The organism is uncultured Friedmanniella sp. (assembly GCF_964244285.1).
In the GTDB taxonomy this organism is placed as follows: domain Bacteria; phylum Actinomycetota; class Actinomycetes; order Propionibacteriales; family Propionibacteriaceae; genus Microlunatus.
Genome location: NZ_CAXTHT010000016.1, coordinates 32601 through 41532 on the forward strand (window position 1 = coordinate 32601; position 8932 = coordinate 41532).

Annotated in this window: 6 protein-coding genes; all 6 read left to right on the plus strand. The window is 71.3% G+C overall.

What is annotated here, in order from left to right:
- Nucleotides 1–43 precede the first annotated feature (43 nt).
- Entirely contained in the window at nucleotides 44–1723 is a 1680-nt protein-coding gene (gene mtrB / locus ACFE7W_RS19910) for an MtrAB system histidine kinase MtrB (RefSeq protein ID WP_375426570.1), read from the plus strand.
- A complete protein-coding gene (locus tag ACFE7W_RS19915; RefSeq protein ID WP_375426571.1) occupies nucleotides 1720–3516 on the plus strand; it encodes an LpqB family beta-propeller domain-containing protein in 1797 nt (598 codons plus the stop codon). The genes mtrB and ACFE7W_RS19915 overlap by 4 nt, the downstream gene beginning before the upstream one ends.
- A gap of 106 nt (nucleotides 3517–3622) precedes the next feature.
- Nucleotides 3623–4327, plus strand: coding sequence for a ComF family protein (locus ACFE7W_RS19920; protein WP_375426572.1), 705 nt, complete (start codon nucleotides 3623–3625; stop codon nucleotides 4325–4327).
- A 194-nt stretch (nucleotides 4328–4521) separates the two neighbouring features.
- Complete coding sequence (hpf, locus tag ACFE7W_RS19925; protein ID WP_375426573.1) at nucleotides 4522–5151, plus strand: ribosome hibernation-promoting factor, HPF/YfiA family; 630 nt, start codon at nucleotides 4522–4524, stop codon at nucleotides 5149–5151.
- Nucleotides 5152–5195: 44 nt separating this feature from the next.
- On the plus strand, nucleotides 5196–6413 hold the full coding sequence (locus tag ACFE7W_RS19930; RefSeq protein WP_375426574.1) for a winged helix-turn-helix domain-containing protein: 1218 nt from the start codon (nucleotides 5196–5198) through the stop codon (nucleotides 6411–6413).
- 138 nt (nucleotides 6414–6551) lie between these two features.
- Nucleotides 6552–8932, plus strand: a 2381-nt coding sequence (secA, locus tag ACFE7W_RS19935) for a preprotein translocase subunit SecA (protein WP_375426576.1), incomplete at its 3' end; no start/stop codon positions are given.

Genomic DNA, 8932 nt, shown 5'->3' on the forward strand with positions numbered 1-8932 from the left:
GACTGTGCCGAACCCACTCGACTGAACCAGACTGTCTCCCACGATGGCTGATCTCGACCCGGCGGTGCCCGAGGGTGCACGTGAGCCCTGGTGGCGCCGGCCCGCGAACCTGTGGTGGCGGTCGCTGCCGCTGCGGGTGATCGCCACGGTCTTCATCGCCTCGGTGCTGGTGCTGGTCCTCGGTGGGTTCCTGCTGATGCAGCAGGCGACCACGGGGGTGATGCAGGGCAAGGAGGACTCGGCCCGGAGCGAGGCGCGGCAGGCGATCGACCTCGCGCAGCAGCAGCTGGACGGGGCCGACCAGGTAGCCCAGGTCGACGTCGACCAGGTGCTGCGCGACCTGGTCTACAGCTTCGCGGCCCGGGCCGGCGGCACCGAGCCCTTCGGCGTCGTGCTGCCGACGAGCGGCCAGACCATCACCTCCGGCGCGATGCTGCCCAGCAGCATCCCGCCCGGGCTGGCCGCCCGGGTGCAGGAGAGCAGCGACCTGCTGATCACCCCGACCCTGGTGCACTACAACGACGGCACGCCGGCGGTGGCCGGCCTGGTGGCCGGGGCGTCGCTGAACCTGCCGGGTTCGGGGCGCTACCAGATGTACCTGGTCTTCCCGCTGACCCAGGAGGTCTCGACGCTGAAGGTGCTGCGGAACGCGGCGGTGACCACCGGGGTGATCCTGGTCATCCTGCTGACCTTCATCGCCGCCCTGGTCAGCCGTCAGGTCGTGACCCCGGTCCGGGCCGCGCGCCAGGCCGCAGAGAGCCTGGCCTCGGGAAACCTCTACGACCGGATGCAGGTCCGCGGCACCGACGACCTCGCCCGGCTGGCCACCTCCATGAACTACATGGCGAGCGAGCTGGAGAAGCAGATCACCACCCTCGAGGAGCTCTCCGCGGTCCAGCAGCGGTTCGTGTCCGACGTCTCCCACGAGCTGCGGACGCCACTGACCACCGTGCGGATGGCCGCCGAGGTGCTGCACGACGCGCGCGAGGACTTCGACCCGATCGCCGCCCGCTCCGCCGAGCTGCTGCAGGCCGAGCTGGACCGCTTCGAGGCCCTGCTCACCGACCTGCTCGAGATCTCGCGCTTCGACGCCGGCGCCGCCGAGCTGAGCCTCGGCACGATCGACCTGCGCGCCATCGTCGTCCGTGTCGTGGACGCCTACGCGCCGCTGGCCGACCGCAACAGCACCATGGTGCTGATCCACGCACCGGAGCCGGCCACCGCGGAGGTGGACGTCCGGCGGATCGAGCGCATCCTGCGCAACCTCGTGGTGAACGCGATCGAGCACAGCGAGTCGCGCCCGATCGACATCTGGGTGGAGAGCGACGACGACGCCGTGGCCATCGCCGTCCGGGACCACGGCGTGGGCTTCGAGGCCGGCCAGGCCAAGCAGGTCTTCCACCGCTTCTGGCGCGCCGACCCGGCCCGGGCCCGGATGGTCGGCGGGACCGGCCTGGGCCTCTCGATCGCGCTGGAGGACGCCAACCTGCACGGCGGCTGGCTGACGGCCTGGGGCCGCCCCGGCCTGGGCGCCCAGTTCCGGCTGACTTTGCCACGGACCGTCGGGGCCATCCTCGAGACGTCGCCGCTGCCCCTGGTTCCCCGCGACTACGCCACCCCGACGAGCCCGCCGGAGGAGCCCGCCGACGCCCTCGACGAGCGTGGCGGGTCCGGTGGGCCGTTGACGGTCAGCGGCTCCGAGCCGTCGGTGGTGGCCGGATGAGGGGGAGCCCGGTCCGGCGTCCGCCGGCACGGGTGCTCCTGCTGCTCCTGGTGCCGCTGCTCCTGGTGCCGCTGCTCCTGCTGAGCGGCTGCGTCAACGTGCCGACGTCCGGGCCGATCGAGAAGATCGAGGGCTCCCAGGCCAGCTGCGACAACTGCGTCAACGTCGAGGTGCCGCCGCCGGCGGCGGACGACGACCCCACCACCATCGTCCGGAACTACCTGCGGGCCAACGCCAACTACCAGCCCAGCTACGCGGTCGCCCGGGAGTACCTCAGCGCCACTGCCGCCGCGAAGTGGGACCCGGACGCCGGCGCCACCCTCTACAGCGACCCGAGCTACGTCGTCAGCGGCAACACGGTGACGCTGACGGGCCGCCAGGTCGGCTTCCTCAGCCCGCAGCGCACGTTCAGCGCCCGCCCCCAGAAGCTCCTGCAGAAGTTCCAGCTCATTCGGGAGAACGGACAGTGGCGGATCGACAGCCCGCCCGGCGGGCTGATGGTGGTCCAGTCCTCCTTCGACAGCCTGTACAAGCCCTACGACGTCTTCTTCCTCGGGAGTGCGGGCAGTCTCGTGCCGCAGTCGATCTACCTGCCCAACCTGCGCAACCCCGACAACGTGGCGTCCGCGCTGGTCAAGACGTTGCTGGGCGGGCCCTCGACCTGGCTGGCGCCGGCGGTGATCACCGCGGTGCCCAAGGGGACCACCCTCAGCGGGGACGCCGTGACCATCGTCAACGGGGTGGCGCAGGTGCCGCTCAGCAGCCAGGTCCAGCAGCTGGCGGCCGCGGACCGCACCCGGCTCACCGCGCAGCTGGTGTACACCCTGCAGCAGGTCACCGGGGTCAAGAAGGTGCTGCTGCTGACCGACAACCAGCCGTTCCCGGTGCCCGAGAGCGAGCCGGGTGACCTGGCCGTCCCTGTCGGGGCCGTGCCCGCCGGGCTCGACCCCGTCCCGTTCGTCTCCTCCGAGCAGCTGTACGCCGTCCGGCGTGGCGAGCTGGCCACGGTGAGCACCAACGCCGACAGCCACGAGCTGACCAGGGTGGTGGGACCGCTGGGGGACGGGAGGGTGCTCGTCACCTCGGTGGCGGTCTCGCTCACCAACTCGACGCTGGCCGCCGTCACCGACCGCGGATCGGTCCTCCGGCAGACCACCCCGGGCACCACGTCGGTCACCACCGTGACCCCCCCGGGGGCCTCCCACCTGCTGCGGCCCCAGTTCAGCCGGAACGACCAGCTCTGGGTGGCCGGTGAGCAGGGTGGGCGGCAGCGGATGTGGATCGTCACACCCGCGGCGGCGACCGAGGTGCGTGTCCCTGACCTCCTCGGGCACCGGCTCGTGGCCTTCCGGCTCTCTCCCGATGGCACCCGGATGGCGATGCTGCTCGAGCGCGGCGGCACGACCGAGCTGGGGCTGGCCCGCGTCGTCCGGAAGGGCACGACGACCACGGTCAGCAGCTGGTACGCCCTGTCCACCGAGACGGCAGCAGGAACGACCAAACCTCCGCCCAGGACGTTCATGCAGGACGTGGCCTGGACCGACGCGACCAACCTGATGGTCCTGCGCCGGCAGGGCACCGCCGGCCCCTTCGTGCCCGTCCGGGTCAGCGACGACGCGTCCCGGGTGACCCCGGAAGTGGAGTCCCACACCTGGGAGCCGCGCGGGCTCGCCGTCCTGCAGCGCACCAAGACGGCCCTGCTGGTCAGCGCCGACGGACAGGTCTACCGCGACGACGGGACCACCTGGCAGCCGTACCTGACCAAGGTCTCCGCCGTCGCGACGCCTGGCTGACCCGTCGCGGTCCGGCTCTGCCCACAGGGCGGCGGCGGGCGCCGAGTTCTCCACAGGTCGCCACGCCCACCTGCCGAGCCGACCATCCTCCGGCAGACTGGCGTGGGTGGGACTCGAGCCGTGGCTGGCCGCGGCGGGCGACCTGCTGCTGGGCTCGGCCTGCCACGGCTGCGGCCGGCCGTGGTGGGGGGTCTGCCCGGAGTGCCGGACCCGGCTGCGTGCGCTCCGCCCGTACCTCACCTGGCCGGAGCCGGCCCCCGACGGCTTCCCGATGACCGCGACGTGCTCGCCCTACGACGCGCTCGCCCGTGGCCTGATCGTGGCGCACAAGGAGCGGTCCGCGCTCGGCCTCAGCCCGGTGCTGGCCGACCGGCTGGCCCAGGCGGTGCACGCGCTGCTGAGCCAGGCGGCACCGGCGGGCCCCGTCGTCCTGGTCCCGGTGCCCTCCGCCGCGGCCGCGGTCCGGCGTCGCGGGTACGACGCGACGGCCGCGCTGGCTCGGCTGACGGCGCGCCAGCTGCGGGGGCGGCATGCCGTCTCGGCCGTCCCGGTGCTGGCCCAGCGCGCCGGGGTCGCCGACCAGGCCGGGCTGGACGCCGCTGCCCGACGCCGCAACTTGGCCGGCGCCCTGCGGATCGGGCGGCCTGCCGTCGTGGCCCGGCTGCGCGCCGAGGGGGCCGTGGCGGTGCTCGTCGACGACCTGGTGACCACCGGCAGCAGCCTCGCCGAAGCCGCCCGCGTGCTGCGCGGGGCCGGGCTGCCGGTGCTCGGGGCGGCCACGGTCGCGGCCACCGCCCGGCGTGCTGCGTGAGCGGGCAGCCGAGGCTCGGGGCTCTGTCAGCAGCCTGACAAGTCGCTGTGGACTTCGCCCCGCCGTGGTCAACGGCCAGACCAGGGTCTAGCGTCAGTTCATGGCGCTCCGTTTCCTCCTGCGCACCAGGCTCTGCCTGGCTGGGGGATGCTGAGCGCTTTCTCGTCCCCACCGATCGACCGAGAGAGGCAGACATGGATGTTGTCGTGAAGGGCCGCCACTGCAGTGTGTCGGAGGCGTTCCGGGCCCACGTCGAGGAAAAGATCACCAGGCTGGAGAAGCTCGACGACCGGGCGATCCGGGTCGAGGTCGAGGTCTCGACGGAGCGCAACAAGCGACAGCACGACCAGGCCTGCCGGGTCGAGATCACCCTGCGCAGCAAGGGTCCGGTGGTCCGGGCCGAGGCCGCGGCCGACGACAAGTCGGCGGCGTTCGAGATGGCCCTGGACCGGCTGATGGCCCAGCTCCGACGGGCCGCGGACCGCAAGCGGGTGCACCACGGCCAGCACGCGCTCGCCTCGCTCAAGGCCTCCGTCGAGGAGCCCGTGACGCTCGACTCCGCCGCCGACGGTGAGGAGTCCGACACCCACACCGTCGCTGGGATGCAGGTCCAGGGCGAGGGGCCGCTGGTGGTCCGGGAGAAGATGCACGCCGCGGTGCCGATGACCCTCGACCAGGCCCTGATGGAGATGGAGCTGGTCGGCCACGACTTCTACCTCTACATCGACGCCGAGCACCACATGCCCAGCGTGGTCTACCGCCGCCGGGCCTACGACTACGGCGTCATCCGCCTCGACTCCGCGCTGGCCACCGTCGGGGGCTGACCTGTCGTCGGGAACTGTCAGCCCGGCCCGCTAGCGTCCGACAGATGGAGTCGATCACACCCGGGCAGGCCAGGCGCGTCGCCGTCGCGGCGCAGGGGCTGGCCGTTCCGCGGCCCGGACGGCCGGTGGGGATGCGTGACCTCACCGCGACGGTGGGCAGGCTCGGGCAGTTCCAGATCGACTCGGTGAACGTGGTGCAGCGCGCCCACTACCTGCCGCTGTTCTCCCGGCTCGGTCCCTACGACCCCGCGCTGCTCGACCGCGCGGCCGGGACGGCACCGCGTCGGCTGTTCGAGTACTGGGGGCACGCGGCGAGCTTTCTCGACGTCTCGCTCCAGCCGCTGCTGCGGTTCCGGATGGAGCCCGCGCACCGTGAGGTCTGGGCCAACGTCGGCCGGATCGCTGGTGAGCAGCCCGACCTGGTCCGCAAGGTGTACGAGGAGGTGGCGGCCCGCGGACCGGTCAGCGCCCGCCAGCTGGAGGTCGAGGAGGTTCGCGACCGCAGCTCCTGGGGCTGGAACTGGTCCGCGGTCAAGACGGTGCTGGAGTGGCTGTTCACCTGCGGCGAGGTGACCGCGGCCTGCCGCAACTCCTCCTTCGAGCGCATCTACGACCTGCCGGAGCGGGTACTGCCCCGGGCCGTCTGGGAACAGCCGACGCCGACCCCGGCCGAGGCGGTCCGCGGGCTCGTGGCCCGCGCCGCGCGGGCGCTGGGCGTGGCGAGCGAGCGCAGCCTCGCCGACTACTTCCGCACCTCGCTGACCCTGACCCGGCCCGCGATCCGCGAGCTGGTGGAGGAGGGCCTGTTGCGGCCGGTCCAGCTGGGTCGGGAGATCGGCCGGCCGCTCTACCTGTGGCACGAGGCCCGGGTGCCGCGCCGGGTCCGGGCGCGGGCCCTGCTCAGCCCGTTCGACTCGATGGTCTTCGAGCGTGAGCGGCTGCACCAGCTGTTCGGCTTCTTCTACCGGATCGAGATCTACGTGCCGGCGGAGCGGCGCGTGCACGGCTACTACGTCTACCCCTTCCTGCTCGGGGACGCGTTCGTGGCACGGGTCGACCTCAAGGCCGACCGGGCGGCCGGGGTGCTGCGGGTCAACGCCGCGTTCGCCGAGCCCGGCCACGACGTGCTCGAGGTGGCCACCGAGCTCGCCGACGAGCTCGCGCTGATGGCCGGCTGGCTGGGCCTGAGTGGGGTCCAGGTGCTGCCGAGGGGCGACCTGGCCGCTCCGCTGGAGCACGCCGTCAGCCGAAGGGTGGCCTAGGATGGCGCAGTGCGTCTGCCGTCGCGCGGCCCGGGGGAGGCTGTGCGCGGGTGACGCGGGGGTCCAGCGGAACAACTGGACGCTCCGAGGAGTGCACATGGGTGACGACAACGTGAGGGAGCCAGTTTCGTGGCATTGATGGACAGGCTGCTGCGTGTGGGCGAGGGCAAGATCCTTAAGCGGCTGAAGAGCATCGCCGACCAGGTCAACGCCATCGAGGACGACTTCGTCGCGATGAGCGACGAGGAGCTCCGCGGCCAGACGGTGGAGTTCAAGGATCGGCTCGAGAAGGGCGAGACCCTCGAGCAGCTGATGCCCGAGGCGTTCGCGACCGTCCGCGAGGCCAGCCACCGGGTGCTCGGCAAGCGGCACTTCGACGTCCAGATCATGGGTGGCGCGGCGCTGCACCTGGGCAACATCGCCGAGATGAAGACCGGTGAGGGCAAGACGCTGGTCGCGACGCTGCCGGCCTACCTCAACGCGCTGACCGGTCGTGGCGTGCACGTCATCACGGTGAACGACTACCTGGCGAAGTTCCAGTCCGAGCAGATGGGCCGGATCCACCACTTCCTCGGTCTCGAGGTGGGCGCCATCCTCTCCCAGATGGACCCGGCGTCCCGTCGCGCGGCCTACCACGCCGACATCACTTACGGCACCAACAACGAGTTCGGCTTCGACTACCTCCGCGACAACATGGCCCTGACGCTGGAGGACTGCGTCCAGCGCGACCACCACTTCGCCGTCGTGGACGAGGTCGACTCGATCCTGATCGACGAGGCGCGGACGCCGCTCATCATCTCCGGCCCGGCCGAGGACTCCCACCGCTGGTACCCCGAGTTCGCCAAGCTGGTCGACCGGCTCAAGCGCGATGAGCACTACGAGGTCGACGAGAAGAAGCGGACCGTCGCGATCGTCGAGCAGGGCATCGACGTGGTCGAGGACCGCCTGGGCATCGACAACCTCTACGAGTCGGCCAACACCCCGCTCATCTCCTACCTGAACAACGCGATCAAGGCCAAGGAGCTGTTCAAGGTCGACCGCGACTACGTGGTCGTGGACGGCGAGGTGCTGATCGTCGACGAGCACACCGGCCGGTCGCTGGTCGGACGGCGCTACAACGAGGGCCTGCACCAGGCGATCGAGGCCAAGGAGCGGGTCGAGATCCGCGACGAGTACCAGACGCTGGCCACCATCACGCTGCAGAACTACTTCCGCATGTACGAGAAGCTCTCGGGCATGACCGGCACGGCGATGACCGAGGCCAGTGAGTTCCAGAAGATCTACGGCCTCGGCGTGGTGCCGATCCCCACCAACAAGCCGATGGTCCGCGCCGACCAGCGCGACCTGATCTACCGCACCGAGGAGGCCAAGTTCGACGCGATCGTCAAAGACGTGGCCGAGCGGCACGAGAAGGGGCAGCCGGTCCTGATCGGCACCGCCTCCGTGGCCAAGTCGGAGATCCTGTCCAGGTTGTTGAAGGCCGACGGCGTCCCGCACGAGGTGCTGAACGCGAAGCAGCACGAGCGGGAGGCCGCCATCGTCGCGATGGCCGGCCGCGCCGGTGCGGTCACGGTGGCCACCAACATGGCCGGCCGCGGCACCGACATCATCCTCGGCGGCAACCCGGAGTTCCAGGCCGACCACGAGCTGCGCGAGCAGGGCATCGACCCTTCCGAGCACGTCGAGGAGTACGAGGCCCGCTACCCCGAGGTCCTCGCGGGGCTGGAGGAGGCCGCGACGGCCGAGCACGAGCAGGTCGTCGAGGCCGGCGGGCTCTACGTGGTGGGCTCGGAGCGGCACGAGTCGCGGCGGATCGACAACCAGCTGCGCGGTCGCTCCGGCCGCCAGGGTGACCCGGGCGAGAGCCGCTTCTACCTCTCCCTGGGCGACGACCTGATGCGGCTGTTCAAGTCCGACATCGTCGAGTGGGTGCTGCAGGCCCTCAGAATGCCCGACGACCAGCCGATCGAGAACAAGCGGGTCAGCTCCTCCATCGCGAGCGCGCAGGGCCAGGTGGAGTCGCAGAACTTCGAGATCCGCAAGAACATCCTCAAGTACGACGACGTCATGAACCGCCAGCGGCACGCCGTCTACGGGGACCGTCGCAAGGTGCTCGAGGGTGCCGACGTCGAGAGCCGGCTGCGCTCGACGGTGGACACCGTCGTCGAGCAGTACGTCAGCGCCGCGACCGAGGGCTTCGCCGAGGACTGGGACCTCGAGCAGCTGTGGACCAACATGAGCACCCTCTACCCGGTGTCGCTGGTCCGGGCCGAGTACGAGGATCGCGACGACCTCGAGCTGGCGGAGCTGGTCGAGGACTTCAAGACCGACGCCCAGGCGGCCTACGACCAGCGCGAGGAGGCACTCACCCCCGAGGTGATGCGGGAGCTCGAGCGCCGGGTGCTGCTGACCGTCCTGGACCGCAAGTGGCGCGAGCACCTCTACGAGATGGACTACCTGCGCGAGGGCATCGGCCTGCGGGCCATGGCGCAGCGCGACCCGCTGGTGGAGTACCAGCG